Origin of the sequence: Kitasatospora sp. GAS1066B (assembly GCF_041262605.1) — a bacterium.
In the GTDB taxonomy this organism is placed as follows: domain Bacteria; phylum Actinomycetota; class Actinomycetes; order Streptomycetales; family Streptomycetaceae; genus Kitasatospora.
Map to the genome: position 1 here is coordinate 19,234 of NZ_JBGCCO010000005.1, position 17,256 is coordinate 36,489.

A 17,256-nucleotide genomic window follows, 5' to 3' on the forward strand; every position below is an offset into this window, starting at 1 on the left:
AACTGACTGGTTTCCCCGACCTGAGAAGAGACCCAAGAGATCATGGACAACTCACGCCCCATCGGCATCATCAGCACCGGCTCCTACCTCCCCGCCACCGTGGTGGACAACGACGAGATCGCCGAGCGGGCGGGAGTGAGCGCCGAGTGGATCGAGCGCAAGACCGGCATCCGCCGCCGGCACCGGGCCGCTCCGCACGAGGCCACCAGTGATCTCGCCGCGGCCGCCGCGCTGCGCGCCATCGAGCAGGCGGGCCTGACACCCGGACAGATCTCCTACCTGGTGGTCGCCACCTCGACCCCCGACCACCCGCAACCCGCGACCGCCGCGATCGTCCAGGGCCGGATCGGGGCCCGCCACGCCGCCGCCTTCGACGTCAACTCGGTCTGCAGCGGCTTCCTGTTCGCGATGACCGCCGCCGAGCGGATGCTGAGAGCCGAACCCTCGACCGGCGCCGGGCCGTACGCGGTGGTGATCGGCGCGGACGTCTACTCGCGGATCCTCGACTACAGCGACCGCAAGACGGCCATCCTGTTCGGCGACGGCGCCGGCGCGGTGGTGCTCGGCCCCGTGCCCTCGCGGGTCGGCGGCATCACCACCAGCCTGGTCACCCGCGGCGAGCAGCACCGGCTGATCAGCGTCCCGGCCGGCGGCAGCAGGCGCCCGGCGTCCAGCACCACGCTGGCGCAGGGGGCGCACTACTTCACCATGGACGGTCGCGGGGTGCGCGAGTTCGTCCACGGGAACCTGCCCGGGGCCGTGCACGAGCTGCTGGTGAAGGCAGGTGTGCCGGGCCGCGAGGTCCGCCACTTCGTCCCGCACCAGGCGAACGGCGTGATGCTCGCCGAGGTCTGGCCCGAGCTGGGGCTGGAGGCGGCCGGCCTGCACCTGACGCTCGCCGAGCACGGCAACACCGGCGCCGCCTCGGTCCCGGTCGCGCTGGACGAGGTGCACCGGCGGGGACTGCTCGCCGAGGGGGACCTGACGGTCCTCTCCGCGTTCGGCGGCGGCATGTCGGTGGGCTCGGCGCTGCTGCGCTGGGCACCGACCCGCTACGCGATTCCGGCCCGCGATCGTGCCGCGAGCGCCGCGTCCGCGCCGGCCTGGACGCCGGTCGCCGAGCAGCGGGAGCCGGCGCTGGCGCTGGCGGGCTCGCGATAGTCCTCCGCGGCGGACGCCGAGGCTTGCGAGTAACGCCCCTGCCACCCCTGCCAGTTCTGCCACTTCTGCCAAGGAGTCGAGATGACCAGCCAGGACGCCGCATCGAACCCCGCGAAGGGTGCGCCGGCCCAGCACCAGACCGAGTCGCGCTTCGCCGCCGGCGCCCCCGTCCCGCGCCTCGCGGGCGACAGCGACGACGCATGGGAACCGCACATCTGCCGGGGCATCGACTGAAGCCCCGCGCACACGACCAAGGGCAGCGACGCGAAGTCGCTGCCCTTGAACGTTGTGCACGGGTACCGGCTCAGTCGAGCGGCAGCGCGCAGCTGGCCCGGCACGAGGCGCCGTGCCCGTCGCCGAGGCCGTCCGAGCCCATCGACCAGCAGGCCAGCGCGCACCCCGAGGTGCCGCGCTGGTCGAGGGACGGCAGCTCATGGCGCTGCGTCAGGTACTCGCGCAGCAACGGGTCCTCGCCCACACCGCGCGGGTGGCCGACGCAGTCGAGCATCGGGAAGTCGGAGGGGTGGTCTCCGAACGCGAAGCAGGCGAGCGGATTGACGCCCGGGTGGTCGGCGAGCATCCGCAGCACCGCGGACCGCTTGCCCTCGCCGATCACCGGCTCGATCACCTCGCCGGTGTAGCTGCCGTCCAGCACGATCGGCGTGGTGCACAGGATGTGGCCGGCGCCGACGCGCTCGGCGATCGGAGCCAGGCAGGGCAGGAACGAGCCGGAGACCAGGACGATCTCCGCACCGGCGCCGCGGTGGCGCGCCAACTCCTGCAGCGTGCCGGGGATGAAGAAGTCCGGGTCGGTCGCACACTCGTCGAACCACAGCCGGCCGAGCGCCTCGATCTGGGCCGCGCTCTCGCCCGTGTAAGCGCGGTAGTAGCTCCGGTTGACCGTGCTGCGGGACGCACCGGCGTCCCCCTGGCTGCGCAGCTCCCGCGCGATCCGCTCGTACTGCTGCTGCCCGGTGGCTCCGTAGCGGCGCACGAGGTGGAACTGCAGGAAGTCGAACATGCTCTTGCGGCTGATCAGCGTCTCGTCGACGTCGCAGAAGACCAGGTAGGGCGGGCGGTGGACGGCCGTCCTGTCGGGCGCAACCGTGCTCATGGAGTGTCCTTCCCGTTCGTGGCGCGGGATCCTCACCGCGCGCATCGCATCAAACATTCCTTTGCGAAGGTATCACTTCGCGCCCAGCTCCTGGCAAGACCCCGGTCGGACAAGGATGTTCGGAGGGATCGCGAAAGTCGTCCGCCGACCCGACCCCAGCGACGGTCGATACACCCTCGCCGCCCGGCCGGATGTCGGCCGGCAGGCCGATCCGGGCGCTGGTCGGCTGCGTGAGCCCCGATCAACTGCTGTCGGTCCAGCCATGGTTCGGTTCCGTCGATCGGTGCGCTCGGAAACTCGCGATTGTTCCTCGGCCGGGTCGGTAGGAAGCTCGTGTCGTCCACGCAGTGCCAGAGGAGAGGTCCGATGACCATCGCCGCAATCCCAGGAACCTCCGTCGTCGACGAGATCTCGGAGCGTGACCCGGACCTGGTCTCCGCCGGCGGCAGTCGGACGTGGTCGGTGTGCGGCCGGAACTTCGTGGTGGCGATCACCGAGCTCGAAGCGGGTGACCGCCTCACCGAGCACGACCTGCCCGACGAGTACGTGCTGCTCGTCCAGGACGGCGCGGTGGTGGGTGTGGAACAGGGCGGCCGGGCACGGGTGTCGGTGTCCGAGCCCGCACTCGTCGTCGTGCCGGCCGGCACGAGCACCGTGCATGCTGCGGCGTCGACGACGGTGGCGAGGGTGTTCACGGCTCGCTGCGACGCGCAGATGAGGCGGGCCGTCAACCACGCGGCCGGGGCCGACCTGCGGGCCGCACCGCTACCGGAGCCCACCGAGGCGGGCGGTGACCGGATCCGGGTCCATCGCCTGCGCGACGTTCCCGATGAGGAAGGACGCCTTGGCCGGATCTTCCGGACGAGGTCGCTGATGGTGAACTGGTTTCCGGTGCACGAGGGGCCGCGCGACACCGAGCGGCTCTCACCGCACTCCCACGAGGACTTCGAGCAGATGTCGGTGACCCTCACCGGGAGCTACGCCCATCACCTCAGGGTCCCGTGGACCCCCCGAATGAGCGAGTGGCGCGAGGATGAGCACGTCCAGGTCGGCAGTCCGTCGATGACACTGATCCCGCCGACCGTCGTGCACACCACCCGGGCGGTGGGCGCCGGCCCGCACACGCTCATCGACGTCTTCGCCCCACCGCGCGAGGACTTCCTCGCGAAGGGCTGGGTGCTCAACGCCGGCGACTACCAGGGGACCCGGCCGTGACGGGCGATGCGTTTCCCCGGCTCGGCGCCTGGGTGAAGCTCTCCGCGCCGGAGAGTGTCGAGCTGCTCGCACTCGCCGGGTTCGACTTCGTCGTGATCGACGCCGAGCACGGCGCGATCGACATCCGCACGATGTCGACCATGATCGGGCTGGCCCGTGGCTGCGGGCTCGCGCCCTTCGTCCGGGTCGCCGGCACCGCACCACGCGACGTCCAGGCCCCGCTGGACGCGGGTGCGGCCGGGCTGTTCGTCCCGCGGGTCGATGACGCCGCCCGCGCGCGGGACGCCGTGCGAGCGACACGGTTCCCTCCGCTCGGACGACGCGGGGCCAGCAACTCCGGACGGGCCGGCCGGTGGGGGCTCGAGGCCCTCGGTGACTACCTGCGCTCCGGCAATGAGGAGGTTCGTCTCGTGGTCCAGGCGGAGAGCGTCGGAGCTCTCGAGGCGATCGTCGAGATCGGCGAGGTCGCCGGCGTCGACGCGGTCTTCATCGGCCCGACCGATCTCGCGGTCTCCGGCCGGTTCCGCGAGGGTGACGGCAGGCTGGCCGACCTCGTCGCAGGGGCCGAACGGCGCTGTGTCGACCACCACATCACGCTGGGGACCACGGCCTCGGGCAACGCGTCGGAACTGCTGGATCGCCGCGGGTACGACTTCCTCGTCCTGGGAGCCGACACCGCGATGCTGCGCCAGGGCGCACACGCGCTGGTGAAGGCGGTCGGCCGATGACCGCGGACGCCCAGGCCGTGGGAAGGCAGAGCCTGGCCCTCGTGCACACCGAGCTGTCGATGCTGGTGACGGCGCTGTGGTTCGAGATCGACCACGGTGACGGCTCGGCGGCCTCCGGCTTCTTCACCGCCGACGCGGAACTGACGTTCTCGCGCCGGACCTTCCGCGGCACCGACGAGATCAACGGCGTGTACCGCGACCGCACCGCGCGGGGGCCGCGGGTCTCACGTCACCTGATGTCCAACCTCCACCTCCTGCGTCACGAGACCGATCTGGTCGACGCCGTATCCGCCCTGGTCCTCTACGCGCAGGACGGCGAGCCTCCGCTGCCGACGACCGTTCCGGTGCTGGTCGCCGACGTGTTCGACCGCTTCGTCCGGGTCGGCGAGCCGGACACGGGCGCTCCCCGATGGCTCATCGCCTCCCGGCGGATCGAGAACCGCTTCCTCGTACCGGGCGACGTCCTCGCCGTCCCCACCGAGTAGACCGAGTAGACCGAGTAAGGAGCCACATGTCCCGTCAACGACGCCGGGAGGACTTCCCCCTGCCGGCCACTCGAAGCGCCCTGCCGATCGTCGACTCCCATCTCTTCGACGACCTGCTCCCGCCGGAGGCGGCCTTCGAGCTGACCGCCGGCCTGCGCCGTCATCGCGAGCCCTACGTCGGCATCACCGAGAACGGCACCCCGCGTCCGGGCCTCTACCGTCTGGGCGATGCGGGGGCATCCCCGAAGACCGCCGTTATGGCGGCCCAGGCCTACCTCGACGGGCTGGCGCCCCACCAGAGGGCGGTCGCCGCCCTGCCGATGGACGCCCCGGAGTGGCGGTTGTGGACGAACGCGATCCCGACCTGGCACCCGAAGGGCATGCGCCTGGAGCGGCTCGCCGACCGTGACCGCGACCGCGCACTGGCCGTCGTCGAGGCGAGTCTCAGCCCGGCCGGCTACGCCCAGGTGCGAGCGGCGATGGCGCTCAACGAGCACCTGGGCGAGCTCATCGACGACTACCGGGACACCCTCACGGAGTTCGCCTACTGGTTCACCGTCTTCGGGACTCCCTCGGGCGGCTCCCCGTGGGGATGGCAGCTGATGGGCCATCATGTGGACCTGCACTGCGTCTTCGTGGGAGGGCAGGTGGTTCTCGCCCCCGTGTTCCTGGGCGCCGAGCCGACGACGGGGACGGGGCGGTTCGAGGGCGTCAGCGCTTTCGGCGACGAGACCGAGGTCGCCCTGACGTTCCGCCGCACCCTGGACCCGGGCCGGGCGGACGAGTTCCTGATGGGCTCCTCGCTGCGCGCGGCGGACCTGCCGCCCGAACTCGCCGGCCCGTGGAACGGTCGGCACCTCGCCGGGGCGGGCAGTGACAACCTCGTCCTGCCTCCCGAGGGCATCGTCGCGGCCAGCCTGCCGTCCGAGCAGCGTGACGGACTGGTGGAGCTGATCCGGGTCTATCTCGACCGTCTCCCGCTGCCACAGGCCGAGCGCACCCTGGCGCTCGTGCGCGAGCACTTCGACGAGACACGGTTCGCCTGGCGCGGCGGCCACGATGACGAGTGCGCCTTCTACTACCGGATCCACTCACCCGTGCTGCTGGTCGAGTACGACAACCATCCCGGTGTCTTCCTCACCAATCCCGAGCCCGCCCGCTTCCACGTCCACACCATCGTGCGAGCCCCCAACGGCAACGACTACGGACGGGATCTCCTCGCCCAGCACTACCGGCTCCACCACGGCGGTCATGGAGTCCCGGGGCCGGCCGTGGGGTGAGATCGTCGAGTGCCTTGTCGACACCGTCGCCGTGTCCGAAGATACGGCCATGGGCACGGTGGTGGCACCCCGGTCCGTCCCTCGCGCGACGACGGGACGGTAGCCGGCTGTGGACGTCGGACGGGAGTGGCTCGCCGGGTTGGCCCCGGCGGGTCCGTGCGGCCTCGAGCTGTCGTCGTGCTCGCCGGCCACTCTCGCGGACGCGGTGGCGAAAGTCGGCCTGGATCCGGTGTGTTGGGCGATCGAGCAGGGACGGGCCGCGGCTTCGCGCATCGTGGCGGAGGTGCCCCCGCTCGACGGGGGCGGGGCCGCGATCGAGGTCCTACGCCGCGGCAGCGAGGCTGCCACGCTGCATTCGCTGTTGCGGTTGGCCGAGCCGTCGGCGCAGTTCCCCGCGGTCACAGACGAGTCGTTGGACGGAATCCGGGACTTCGTGCATCGCTCCATCCCGCTGGACCGGGTGCTGCGGGCGATCCGGGTCGGGCACGCGGACCTGGCGGGGGCGTTCCTGCGCGCCTGCGAACGGCTGGTCGAGCCGGCTCGGCTCACCCACGAGATGGCAGCCGTCATCGACGAGTTGTTCGGTTTCGTCGACGCGTTCACCGACGCGATGACCCGGAAGTACCTGACGGAACGCGACCGTTGGGTCACCAGCCAGGCGGCGGCCCGAGTGGAGACGGTGCACGCACTGCTGGCCGACGCCGTGGTCGACGTCGGAGCCGCCTCGCGCACGCTGGGTTACGACCTCGAACGCACGCATGTCGGCGTGATCGTGTGGGCCGACACTCCCGCCGAGGACGCCCGGCTCCAGTCGGCGGCGACGAGCCTGCTGACGGGGTGGGGTGCGCGGGTGATGCTGGTGGTGCCGGTCGGCTCCGGGCGCGTCTGGGCGTGGGGGACGGTGCCGAGCCGACGGCCCGAGCCGGCGAGCATCCCCGAGTTGGGAGCCGGGGTGTGCGCGGCCGTGGGCACCCCGGCCTCGGGGTTGCCGGGCTTCCGTCGAACGCATCAGGAGGCACTGCGCGTCGAGCAGCTGCGTGTCGAGCAATCGGGCGTAGAGCAACTGCGCGTCGAGCAACTGCGCGGCCGCTCGGTCAGGAAGCCGCCCCGCGTCACCCTGTACCGCGACGTCGTGCTCACCGTGCTGCTGGCCGGTGACCTGGTCGCCGCCAGGGAGTTCGTGGACAGCGAGCTGGGTGAGCTGGGGGGTCGTGGGGAGGCGGTGCAGGCGCTGCGCACCACGCTGTTGCACTATCTCGAAGCCGAGCGGAGCCTGGTGCGGGTCGCCGAGCAACTGCACGTTGCCCGAGGCACGGTGGCCTACCGCGTCAAGCGGGCGCAGGAGATCCTCGGTCACGACATCGGTACCCGCCGATTCCCCCTGTACGCCGCGCTGCTGCTGGCCGAAGAGCTCGGCGACACGGTCCTCGAGCCGGCCCGCCCCAGGACCTGAACCAGGCGTCCAATCACCCCGCTCGATGTTGGATCCGCAGATCAAGCGGGGCCGGCGGCCCAGGCTGTTCCATGAAGGGCACACGGCCGCAACGTTGCTGCCAGGCATCGTCTGCGGCGCGCCAGCGACCCGAGAAGGAGCCAGATCGATGACGATCGCCCTTGACCGCCCTGGAGCCACCACCGCCGACCGGGAGCAGCGCGCCGACCTGGTGGCGCGCGCCGCGAAGCTGCTCCCGCAGATAGCCGGCAACGCCGAGCGCAGCGACCGCGAACGGCGGGTGGTGGAGGAGAACATCGAAGCCCTCGCTGGTGCCGGGCTGTTGTCCATCCTGCAGCCGGCACGCTACGGCGGACTGCAGGCCGACGTGCGGACCTGCCTCGAGGTGTCCCGGGAGATCGCGCGCGGCTGCGGATCGACGGCGTGGGCGGCGACGCTGCTCAACGTCTGCTCGTGGTACGTCGGGCTGTTCACGGGCCGGGCTCAGGACGACATCTGGGCCGACGACCCGACCGCCCGTGTCGCGGGCGTCCTCGCGCCGACGGGGACGGCCGATGAGGTGGACGGCGGCTTCGTCGTCACCGGCCGGTGGAGCCCGGCGTCCGGCTCGGCCCATGCCCAGTGGGCGATCGTCGGTGTGCTCCGTGTCACCGGCGCCGAGCTCGAGCCGGGGATGGTCCTGATTCCGATGTCGGAACTGACCGTCGAGGACACCTGGTTCGTGACCGGCATGCGCGGCACCGCGTCCAACACCCTGGTCGCCGACAAGGTCTTCGTCCCCTGCCACCGGTACCTGTCCGCGCCGGACGCCGTGGCGGGGCGCTACCTCACCCCGCACGCCGAGGAGGCCGTCTACCGCTCGGCCTTCGTCCCGGTGTCGGCGCTGGTGCTCGCCGGGCCGCAGCTCGGGCTGGCACAGGCTGCCCTCGACCTGGTCGTGGAGCGGGCCCCTCGCCGGCCCATGACCTACACCTTCTACGACAACCAGGCCGTCGCTCCCACCACGCAACTCGCAGTCGCACAGGCCGCGTCGCTGATCGACTCGGCCCAGCTGCATGCCTACCGGGCCGCCGCCGAGATCGACGAGGCTGCCGCGCACGGCAGTTACCCCGACTACGACGCCCGCGCCCGGATGCGGATGGACACCGGGGTCGCCGCCGTCAACGCGCGCGAGGCCATCCGCATCCTGGTCTCCGTCCACGGGGCGGGCAGCTTCGCCGAGGCCAACCCGCTGCAGCGGATCTGGCGCGACAGCGAGACCGGCAGCCGGCACGCGATCGTCAGCCCCGAGGTCAGCGCGGAGTTGTACGGGAAGTCGCTGCTCGGCATCCGGGGCACCGTCACCGACCTCGTCTGAGATCCCGGTCCCACCGTCGCCAAGCCGAGCCGAGCCAAGCCAAGGCCAAGCCGGTGCTCAGCCGCCTTCGAGTTCCCGGCGCACGGTGGCGGCGATGCGGGTGAGCGCGGCTTCGAGGTGGCGGCGTTGAGCGGCGCTGAGCGGATCGAACACGAGTCGCTTCACCTGCGCGACGTGTTCCGGTGCGCTCTCGACGAGCTTCTGCCGGCCGGCGTCGGTCAGGGTGGCGAGGGTGTATCGACCGTCGGTGGGGTCGGGTCGGCGGGCGACCCAGTCGCGGGCTTCGAAGCGGTCCATCATCTTCGACAGGCGGGGCTGGGTGCTGTCGCAGACCCGGGCCAGGTCGCTGAGTCGCATCGTGGCCTCGTCGGCCATGGACAGCTGGGCCAGCGCCCCGTACTCGAAGTTGGAGATGCCCGCGTCTCGCTGCAGTTGGCGGTCGAGGGCCGCCGGGAGGGCGATGACGACCGTGAGGAGCGCCTGCCACAGGTCCTGCTGGTCGTCGTCGAGCCAGGGCGACTGAGTGTCCATGGGCCCCATCATACTTGCCCGGACAACTCGCATCACTTGCCTAGGCAACTCTTGATGAGCTACTTTTAACTTGCCTGGGCAAGTGAAAATACTTGCCTGGGCAAGTGAAGGAGCTGATGTCGATGACCACCACGAGCAGCCTGGCTTTCCCCCTCCCGCCGCACATGCCGGCCGCGGCCTACGACGACCTGCTGGCCCGGGTCCTGCCGCAGGCGCGCGAGCAGCGGGTGTGGCACCCCTCCGACGGGCCGCTGCCCAGCCTTTTCGTCAGCCACGGGGCCCCGTTCACCCTCGACGATCCGCAGTGGCTCGGCGAACTCTTCGACTGGGCCCGGTCGATGCCCAAACCCCGGGCCATCGTCGTCATCTCGGCCCACTGGGAACAGGCACCGGTCGCGATCTCCGGAGCCGCGGCCGGCACCCCGCTCCACTACGACTTCAGCGGCTTCCACCCCCGCTACAAGACCCTGCCCTACGCGACCCCGGACGCCACCGACCTGGCTCGGCGACTCACCGGCCTGCTGGGTCGCACGCCGGTGCACGAGTTCACCGACCGCGGCCTCGACCACGGCGCCTTCATCCCGCTGATGGCCATGTACCCCGCGGCCGACGTTCCGGTCGTGCAGCTGTCGATGCCAAGTCTCGATCCCAGCGCGCTGCTTGAGCTCGGGGCACGCCTGCGGCCGCTGCGCGAAGAAGGCATCCTGGTCCTCGGCTCCGGCTTCATGACGCACAGCTTCGCCGTCTTCCACCGGCCGGAGCTCGCCGCCGCCACCGCGGCGTTCGACGAATGGGCCGTCGACGCCCTCGCCCGCGGCGACGCCGACGCCCTCGCCGACTACCGCAACAAAGCACCCGGTGCCGCGGTCGCCCACCCGACGGCCGACCACTTCGTCCCGCTGCTGGTCACCGTCGGCGCCGCCGATGACCCCGGCAGCGCTGTGAGCGCCATCGACCGCATGGTGCTGGGCAACTCCACCCGCTCGGTGCAGCTGACCTGAGCGCCTCGACGTGCTCCACCTTCCCGCCTGATCGCCTCATCCCTTGGCGACGGCATCAATACACCCTGGAGGAAAGTGCCATGAAGGCCATGCGTTTCCACGAGTTCGGCAGCAGCGAGGTCCTGCGCTACGAGGACGTCGAGCGTCCGGTCCCCGGCGCCGGGCAGGTGCTGGTGCGGGTGGCGGCCACGTCGTTCAACCCGGTCGACGACCACATCCGCGCCGGTGCCCTGGCCCAGATGCTCCCGATCACTCTCCCGTACGTGCCGGGGATCGACCTGGCCGGCACCGTGGCCGAGCTCGGCGCGGGCGTGACGGGCCTGGCGGTCGGCGACCGGGTCGTGGCGATGCTGCCCCTCGACTCCGCCGGCGGCGCCGCCGAGTACGTGCTGGTCCCGGCCGAGTCCCTGGCCGCGGCGCCGCAGACGACCGAGCTGGTCGACGCCGCGGCGCTGCCGCTGACCGGCCTGGCGGCCTGGCAGGTGGCGTTCGAGCTCGCCGAGCTGAAGCCCGGTCAGACCGTCCTGGTCAACGGGGCGGGGGGCGCGGTGGGCAGCCTCGTGGTGCAGCTCGCCGTCGACGCGGGAGCGCACGTGACCGCGGTGGACGCGCCGCAGCACGCCGACCGCCTTCGCGGCTACGGCGCGGAGCGGGTCGTCGGCCCCCTCGACCTCGCCGCGGGCCCGGCTGCCGTGGGCGGTCCGTTCCAGGTCGTGGTGAACCATGTGCGCGTCTCCCCGGAGGAGCTCGCGCAGCTGACGAACTACATCGCCGACGGCGGGGTCGCCGCCAGCAGCGCCGGCCCGATTCCCGAGGACCCCGCTCGGGGGGTGCGCAGCGCGAGCCTGTGGGTGCGCAGCGACGGAGCCCAACTGGCCGAGCTGGTCGCCAAGGTGGATGCCGGCAAGCTCCAGATCCACGTCGCCGCCCGCCGCCCGGTGGCCGAGCTGGCCGCCGTGCATGCGGACGCCGGCGCCGGGCGGCTGCCCGGCAAGACGGTCGTGCTCGCTCCCTGATCACACCCGACCGGGCCGCCCGCCGTGCTCACTCCCGCCGGTGGGCGGCCCGCTGGTTCGACGGCGGCCGCACCCGCGACCCGTCGCCACCGGCGAGGCCCTGCGGCAGGCCCGGCACTCGAGCCCTGGTGCTGCCGCTCACGCACGTTGCCCGGGACGCCGCAGCGTCCCGGGCAACATCGTCTTCACTTGGGCTCCGCCGGCCCGGTGGCTGTCCAAGATCACCGGGCCGGCGGAGGTCTCAGGTGGGCCGGCCGAGTGGTTCCGGAACGCGCAGCGCTGCCGCCGTGGCGGTGACGATCTGCTCCACCGTGACACCGGGCGCCGTCTCGACCAGGACGAGGCCGTGGTCCCCGACGTCCAGGACGCCCAGGTCGGTGATGATCCGGTGGACGCAGGCCCGGCCGGTCAGCGGGAGGGTGCACTCCTCGACGATCTTGGGGCTGCCGTCCTTGGCGGTATGGTCCATCAGGACGATGACCCGGCGTGCTCCGTGGACGAGATCCATCGCGCCGCCCATGCCCTTGACCATCTTGCCGGGGACCATCCAGTTGGCGAGGTCGCCGTGGGCGGAGACCTGCATGCCGCCGAGGATCGCGGTGTCGATGTGGCCGCCGCGGATCATGCCGAACGACAGCGCGGAGTCGAAGAACGCCGCGCCGGGCAGGACGGTGACGGTTTCCTTGCCCGCGTTGATCAGGTCGGGGTCCACGGCGTCCTCGGCCGGATAGGGGCCGGTGCCGAGGACGCCGTTCTCCGACTGGAGCACCACGTGCACCCCCTTGGTCACGTAGCCGGGTACCAGGGTGGGCAGTCCGATGCCGAGGTTGACGTAGTCCCCGTCGCCGAGTTCGGCCGCGGCTCGGGCCGCCATCTCGTTGCGGGTCCAGGCCATCAGGGGGCCACCGTCCTCTTCTCGACGCGCTTGTCCGCCGCCTGCTGCGCGGTGAGGGCTACGACCCGCTGGACGAAGACGCCGGGCAGATGGATCTCGTCGGGGTTCAGGACGCCCGGTTCGACCAGTTCCTCGACCTCGGCGATGGTCACCCGGCCTGCCATGGCGGCCAGCGGGTTGAAGTTGCGGGCGGACTTGTCGAAGACGAGATTGCCGTGGCGGTCGCCGCGAGCCGCACGGACCAGGGCGAAGTCGCAGGTGATGGCCTCCTCCAGGACGTAGCCGCGGCCGTGGAAGGTGCGGATCTCCTTCGTCGGCGAGGCGACGGCGACGCCCCCGTCGGTGTGGTGGCGCCAGGGGATGCCGCCGTCGGCGAGCGCGGTGCCCACACCGGCGGGGGTGTAGAAGGCGGGGATGCCGCAGCCGCCCGCGCGCAGGCGTTCGGCGAGGGTGCCCTGGGGCACGAGTTCGACCTCGACTTCGCCGCTGAGGTACTGGCGGGCGAACTCCTTGTTCTCACCGACGTAGGAGCCGGTGACGCGGGCGATGCGTCCGGCGCCGAGCAGGACGCCCAGGCCGTGCTCGTCGGTGTCGCAGTTGTTGGAGACCACGCGCAGCGAGCCCGCACCCTGCTGGTACAGGGCGGAGATGAGGGTGCTCGGGATGCCGCACAGGCCGAAGCCGCCGACGGCCAGCGAAGCGCCGTCTTCGATGTCGGCCACGGCGCCGGCCGCGGTGGGTGAGGTCTTGTCCATGGATGTCCTTCGAAGAAGCTCGCAGGAGACGCTGCGCAGGGTGCGCGGAGCGGCGTCCCGGTTCGGCCCGCTGCTCGTGCCGCTACCTGGACTCGCTGTGGGAACCGGTCATCAGGGCAGCGAGGTCCTCGGGGGCGAGGAAGGAGGGCGGGGGCGGCGGGCCCCAGTTGAACAGTCCCCTGGCGCCCTCCAGGACCTCCGGCGTCCACAGCTGGTCGTCGACGATGCAGTCCAGGTCGGAGTAGTACTCGCTGAAGTTGCCGGCCGGGTCCTTGAGGTACCAGAAGAAGTTGGAACCGGCGTGGTGCCGTCCCAGGCCCCAGATGTGCCGCTCGGGGTTGCCCTCCAGCATGGCGGCGGCGCCGCGGCCGACCTCGTCGATGTCGTCGACCTGCCAGGAGGAGTGGTGCAGGAAGGCCACCGGGGCGGCCAGGACCAGGATGTTGTGGTGGTCGGTGGAGCAGCGCAGGAACGCCCCGTGGTCCTTGATGTAGTCGGACGCCTTGAAGCCGAGCCCGTCGCGGAAGAACGCGGTCGTGGCGTCGAAGTCCGTGGTGCCGAGGACGGCGTGGCCCAGCTTGCGGGGCCGCACGCGGCTGGTGCGCAGCACACCGGGCGCGCGGGCACCGGTCCGCTGGGCGCGTCCGGGGCCATTGTAGGCGGTGATCGCCACCGGGGCCTGGACCAGGCGGGGAGCGACCTCCAGGACCGCACGTACGGAGGTGGTCCGGTCGTACGTGATCAGCGTCAGGGCGTCGACGATGCTCTCGATGCCGAGCCGCTTCAGCCGCGAGGCGGCCGCAGCCAGGTCGTCAGGGGTGTCGACGCCGATCCGGACCTCCACCAGGCGCCGGGTCGGCGCGTGAACGATCCGCAGCTGGCGTCCGGCGTCCTGGGTGGTGAACCAGCCGTCGCCGTCCGGGGTGAGACCGAAGTCGGCGTAGTAGGCGGCGGTCTCGGCGACGTTGGGGACCCCCATGGTGATGGAGGTCAGACGGTGCAGTGCCATCAGGACTCCTCTGTCCGTCTGTCCGTCGAACCGGGTCAGGCGACGAAGGTCTGGCGCAGTTCGCCGATGCCCTCGATGGTGCTGACGAGCACGTCACCGGCGGCCAGCCAGCGCTGTGGATCGCGGCCCAGCCCCACGCCGGCCGGAGTGCCGGTGAAGATGACGTCGCCGGGCAGCAGCGGCAGTACCGCCGACAGCCCGGCGATCAGGGCGGGCACGGAGAAGATCAGGTCGCGGGTGCGGCCCTTCTGGACCTGCTCACCGTTGATCGCGCAGCGCAGTTCCAGGTCGTCGGGATTGTCGAACTCGTCCGGCGTCACCAGCCACGGCCCGATGGGGGCGAACCCGGGGAAGGACTTGCCCAGGCTGAACTGAGGCACCGGGCCGGCCAGTTGCGAGACCCGCTCGGAGAGGTCCTGACCCACCGTCAGTCCGGCGATGTGACTCCAGGCATCGCTCTCGGCGACGCCCTCGGCGCGGCGGCCGATGACCGCGACCAGCTCGACCTCCCAGTCGGTATGGCCCCCTGCCGGCAGCTTCACCTCGGTGACCGGTCCGCTGATGCTGGTGACGAACTTGGTGAACACCGGCGGCAAGCCCTCGGGCGCGCTGAACCCGGACTCCGCGGCATGGGCGCGGTAGTTCAAGCCGATCGCCAGCGTCTGCCGTGGCGCCGGGGCCGGTGAGCCCAGCTCGGCCGGCTCGAACGCCACCCCCGCGGGCAGGTCGGCGGCGGCGGCCCAGGCCCGGAACGCCTCCCACCGCTCGTAGACGGCCTGCGGGTCGGCGGAGAAGCTGCCGTCACTGGCCTGTTCGACGTCGACGGCCTTGCCGTCCACGATGAGGGCCAGCCGGCCGGAAAGGGTGGCGATACGCACGATGTGTCTCCCGAGGGGGAAGTGGGCGGGGCAGCCGACCGCGTCGGCGGGTGCTGCTCAGCTTGGGGTGAGTCCAGCTGGGTCCAGCCGCCGACGATGTCGGCGTTCTCTTGCTGACGGCGGGGGTGGGTTCAGCCGCGGTCGACTGCGGCGTGCCCGGCCGCGTCGATGCCGGGATAGTGGATGTCGTTGACCTGTTCGGTGAGTCGCCGCGCGGCTGCGTCGTCACCGAAGTGGGTGCCCGGTGTCGAGAGCGACAACACCCCGGTCCCGATGGCGTGTTCGTCCATCATCGCCAGTGCGGCCGACGGGCTCCAGCCGGGCAGCGCGTGTCCGATTCCGGCTGCCGCGAACGCCTCGGCGTACTCCCGGGGCACGAGATGCTGGTGCAGATCGATCCGGCCTGTCGTCACGAACGGTCGCCTCCTCGGGTAAACGTGCGGGAAAGGGGCGTACGGGCAGTCTGCCCGGACGATCGGGTTCTGGTTGCCGTCGGTGACGATTGTCTACACCATCACGGACACCGTGCCCCGGATGCTGAACAGCGACTTGCCGTAGATCTCGGCGGCCACGTCGGGGTTGAGGACGGCGTGCCGGCTGCCGGTCTCGATGTCGCGCCAGATGCGCTGCAGCGGATTGGACTCGCCGAAGCTCGAAGCCCCCTGGGCCGAGCACACGATGCGGACCGCCTCACGGGCGTGGACCGCCGCCATGCCCGCGTCCATCCGGATCCGTGCCCGGGCGTCGTAGTCGGGGAACACCCCGGCGCGTGCGGCCTCGTCGATGTCGGCGGCCGCGCGGTAGGCGTGCAGCAGGGCGGAGTCGGCGACCGACGCCGCGTTCGCGGCGGCGAGTTGGGTGGTGGGGGCCTCGGCCTGGGAGGCGTAGTTCGTCAGGGTCAACCCCCGCTGCGGGGCCTTCTCGATCAGGAGATCGACGGCGGCCGCAGCCAGCCCGAGCTGGGGCCCGGTCAGTACGAGTGCGGCGACCGGCACGAACGGCGCCCGGTAGAGCGCCTCGTCGGTGAAGGGAGTGGCGTAGCGACCCTCGACGGCGTCGGGGACGGAGTGGAAGCGGTGTGCGGGTACGAAGAAGTCCTCGCCGACGAGCGTGTTCGACGCCGTCCCGCGCATGCCCGCCACGAACCAGGTGTCCTCGACGGTCAGTTCCGACATCGGCGCGAGCACCATGCCGACGGCGTCCGAGGTGCCCTCGGCATCCGGCCGGGTGACCCCGAGGACCGCCCAGTCGGCGTGGGCGCACCCGGAGGCGGGGGCCCAGCGCCCGCTCACCCGGTAGCCGCCCTCGACCACGCGCGCGGTACCCGAGGGGGTCACGACGCCGGCGACCCGGGCGTGCGGGGTGTGGGCCCAGACGTCGTCCTGGGCCTGGGCGGGGAAGAGCCCGACGAACCAGGCGTTGGCGTTGAGCAGCGAGGTCAACCAGCCAGTGGAGCCGCAGGCGCGCCCGACCTCGCGGCCGACCTCCAGCAGGGTGCGGAAGTCGGTCTGCCGGCCGCCGTAACGGGCGGGCTGCATCAGCGACAGCAGGCCGGCCTCGGCCAGGGCGTCGATGTTCTTCGCGGGCACCGCTCGCTCGCGGTCGGTCAGTTCGGCGTTGCCGGCGAGCACCGGTCGCAGCGCGGCGGCGCGCTCGACCAGGTCGGCCCGCAACTCGCGCGCGGCGCCGGTCAGATGGGGAGTGTCCAGGGAGATACTCATCGTCGTCACCTCGGTGTCGGGGGTTGTCGGGGTACGGGTCGGCTCGCGACTCAGCTCGCGACAGCGAGGCCGGAATGCGTGCCGAAGACCCGGCGCGCGTAGACCAGCGGGGCCGTGGGGGTCGACTCGGCCTCCTCGACGCCCACGACGAGCAGGACGTGGTCGCCGCCGTCCACGTGGCGCTCCACGCGTCCCGCCGTCCAGCCGGCCGACTCGGGCAGGTAGGGAAGTCCGGAGCGGACGGTCCAGCTGACGCCGTCGAACTTCAGGCCAGGTCCCCGACTTGGACGGGCGAACGTCGACGCCAGCTCCTGCTGGTCGGCGCCGAGGATGTTCACCCCCACCCGGTCACCCGGCTGAAGGTGGGTCAGCAGCCCCGAGGCGCGGTCCAGGGCGAAGCTCACCAGCGGAGGGTCCAGCGAGAGCGAGGCGAAACTCGACACGGTGCTGCCGTGCGGTCGCCCGTCGGCGGTCATCGCCGTCACCACGGTGACCGGGGCACACACCCCGCTCATCAGCTCGAGGAAGGTCTCTCGGTCGATCATCGTGCGCCTCCTGGAGTGCTCGAGTCCGTGTGTCGGGATGCGCGGCCCGGTACCGCACCGCGTCCGACACCTCGAAGTAAACGCAAGCTCCCGGGGTGGCCGCTTGTTCTGG

19 protein-coding genes are annotated in these 17,256 nt (G+C 71.6%); 10 read left to right on the forward strand and 9 right to left on the reverse strand.

Annotation, left to right across the window (positions count from 1 at the left end; translation table 11 throughout):
* Nucleotides 1-42: 42 nt before the first annotated feature.
* Entirely contained in the window at nucleotides 43-1,161 is a 1,119-nt protein-coding gene (locus tag ABH937_RS06610; RefSeq protein ID WP_370217529.1) for a 3-oxoacyl-ACP synthase III family protein, read from the forward strand.
* 81 nt (nucleotides 1,162-1,242) lie between these two features.
* Nucleotides 1,243-1,395: a hypothetical protein gene (locus ABH937_RS06615; protein ID WP_370217530.1), complete on the forward strand. Its 153-nt coding sequence runs from the start codon at nucleotides 1,243-1,245 to the stop codon at nucleotides 1,393-1,395.
* 70 nt (nucleotides 1,396-1,465) lie between these two features.
* Here the strand turns inward: ABH937_RS06615 and ABH937_RS06620 are convergent, their stop codons facing one another.
* Nucleotides 1,466-2,275, reverse strand: coding sequence for an HAD family hydrolase (locus tag ABH937_RS06620; protein ID WP_370217531.1), 810 nt, complete (start codon nucleotides 2,273-2,275; stop codon nucleotides 1,466-1,468).
* Between the two features lie 366 nt (nucleotides 2,276-2,641).
* On the opposite strand from ABH937_RS06620, the gene ABH937_RS06625 reads away from it, so the two are divergent.
* The 6 genes from ABH937_RS06625 to ABH937_RS06650 all read left to right on the forward strand — a co-directional run bounded on the left by ABH937_RS06625 (nucleotide 2,642) and on the right by ABH937_RS06650 (nucleotide 8,793).
* Nucleotides 2,642-3,490 (forward strand): hypothetical protein, encoded by an 849-nt coding sequence (locus ABH937_RS06625; RefSeq protein WP_370217532.1) that lies wholly within the window; start codon nucleotides 2,642-2,644, stop codon nucleotides 3,488-3,490.
* Nucleotides 3,487-4,218, forward strand: coding sequence for an HpcH/HpaI aldolase/citrate lyase family protein (locus tag ABH937_RS06630; protein ID WP_370217533.1), 732 nt, complete (start codon nucleotides 3,487-3,489; stop codon nucleotides 4,216-4,218). Before ABH937_RS06625 ends, ABH937_RS06630 begins: the two co-directional genes overlap by 4 nt.
* Nucleotides 4,215-4,703, forward strand: a complete 489-nt coding sequence (locus ABH937_RS06635; RefSeq protein WP_370217534.1) for a nuclear transport factor 2 family protein — start codon at nucleotides 4,215-4,217, stop codon at nucleotides 4,701-4,703. Before ABH937_RS06630 ends, ABH937_RS06635 begins: the two co-directional genes overlap by 4 nt.
* A 26-nt stretch (nucleotides 4,704-4,729) precedes the next feature.
* Complete coding sequence (locus tag ABH937_RS06640) at nucleotides 4,730-5,983, forward strand: DUF3500 domain-containing protein (protein ID WP_370217535.1); 1,254 nt, start codon at nucleotides 4,730-4,732, stop codon at nucleotides 5,981-5,983.
* Between the two features lie 283 nt (nucleotides 5,984-6,266).
* Nucleotides 6,267-7,436 (forward strand): CdaR family transcriptional regulator, encoded by a 1,170-nt coding sequence (locus ABH937_RS06645; protein ID WP_280688614.1) that lies wholly within the window; start codon nucleotides 6,267-6,269, stop codon nucleotides 7,434-7,436.
* A 148-nt stretch (nucleotides 7,437-7,584) separates the two neighbouring features.
* The gene (locus ABH937_RS06650) at nucleotides 7,585-8,793 is read left to right on the forward strand and encodes an acyl-CoA dehydrogenase family protein (protein WP_280688612.1); all 1,209 of its coding nucleotides are present in this window, start codon (nucleotides 7,585-7,587) and stop codon (nucleotides 8,791-8,793) included.
* 57 nt (nucleotides 8,794-8,850) lie between these two features.
* On the opposite strand, the gene ABH937_RS06655 is transcribed toward ABH937_RS06650, so the two are convergent.
* Nucleotides 8,851-9,324 (reverse strand): MarR family winged helix-turn-helix transcriptional regulator, encoded by a 474-nt coding sequence (locus ABH937_RS06655; protein ID WP_280688610.1) that lies wholly within the window; start codon nucleotides 9,322-9,324, stop codon nucleotides 8,851-8,853.
* A 122-nt stretch (nucleotides 9,325-9,446) separates the two neighbouring features.
* On the opposite strand from ABH937_RS06655, the gene ABH937_RS06660 reads away from it, so the two are divergent.
* A complete protein-coding gene (locus tag ABH937_RS06660) occupies nucleotides 9,447-10,325 on the forward strand; it encodes a class III extradiol ring-cleavage dioxygenase (protein WP_280688609.1) in 879 nt (292 codons plus the stop codon).
* An 80-nt stretch (nucleotides 10,326-10,405) separates the two neighbouring features.
* Nucleotides 10,406-11,341, forward strand: a complete 936-nt coding sequence (locus ABH937_RS06665; RefSeq protein ID WP_280688608.1) for an NADP-dependent oxidoreductase — start codon at nucleotides 10,406-10,408, stop codon at nucleotides 11,339-11,341.
* Between the two features lie 241 nt (nucleotides 11,342-11,582).
* On the opposite strand, the gene ABH937_RS06670 is transcribed toward ABH937_RS06665, so the two are convergent.
* From ABH937_RS06670 to ABH937_RS06700, 7 genes are all read right to left on the reverse strand, one after another.
* Nucleotides 11,583-12,236, reverse strand: coding sequence for a CoA transferase subunit B (locus ABH937_RS06670; RefSeq protein WP_370217536.1), 654 nt, complete (start codon nucleotides 12,234-12,236; stop codon nucleotides 11,583-11,585).
* Nucleotides 12,236-12,991 carry a CoA transferase subunit A gene (locus tag ABH937_RS06675; RefSeq protein WP_370217537.1) on the reverse strand — a complete coding sequence of 252 codons (756 nt, stop codon included), beginning with the start codon at nucleotides 12,989-12,991 and terminating at the stop codon, nucleotides 12,236-12,238. The genes ABH937_RS06670 and ABH937_RS06675 overlap by 1 nt, the downstream gene beginning before the upstream one ends.
* Before the next feature lie 82 nt (nucleotides 12,992-13,073).
* Complete coding sequence (locus ABH937_RS06680; protein ID WP_370217538.1) at nucleotides 13,074-14,000, reverse strand: VOC family protein; 927 nt, start codon at nucleotides 13,998-14,000, stop codon at nucleotides 13,074-13,076.
* 35 nt (nucleotides 14,001-14,035) lie between these two features.
* Nucleotides 14,036-14,878, reverse strand: coding sequence for a fumarylacetoacetate hydrolase family protein (locus tag ABH937_RS06685; protein ID WP_280688602.1), 843 nt, complete (start codon nucleotides 14,876-14,878; stop codon nucleotides 14,036-14,038).
* 131 nt (nucleotides 14,879-15,009) lie between these two features.
* On the reverse strand, nucleotides 15,010-15,291 hold the full coding sequence (locus ABH937_RS06690) for a hypothetical protein (RefSeq protein WP_280688600.1): 282 nt from the start codon (nucleotides 15,289-15,291) through the stop codon (nucleotides 15,010-15,012).
* Nucleotides 15,292-15,384: 93 nt separating this feature from the next.
* On the reverse strand, nucleotides 15,385-16,599 hold the full coding sequence (locus tag ABH937_RS06695) for an acyl-CoA dehydrogenase family protein (protein WP_280688598.1): 1,215 nt from the start codon (nucleotides 16,597-16,599) through the stop codon (nucleotides 15,385-15,387).
* A gap of 50 nt (nucleotides 16,600-16,649) precedes the next feature.
* A complete protein-coding gene (locus ABH937_RS06700; RefSeq protein WP_280688596.1) occupies nucleotides 16,650-17,144 on the reverse strand; it encodes a flavin reductase family protein in 495 nt (164 codons plus the stop codon).
* Between the last annotated feature and the right edge of the window lie 112 nt (nucleotides 17,145-17,256).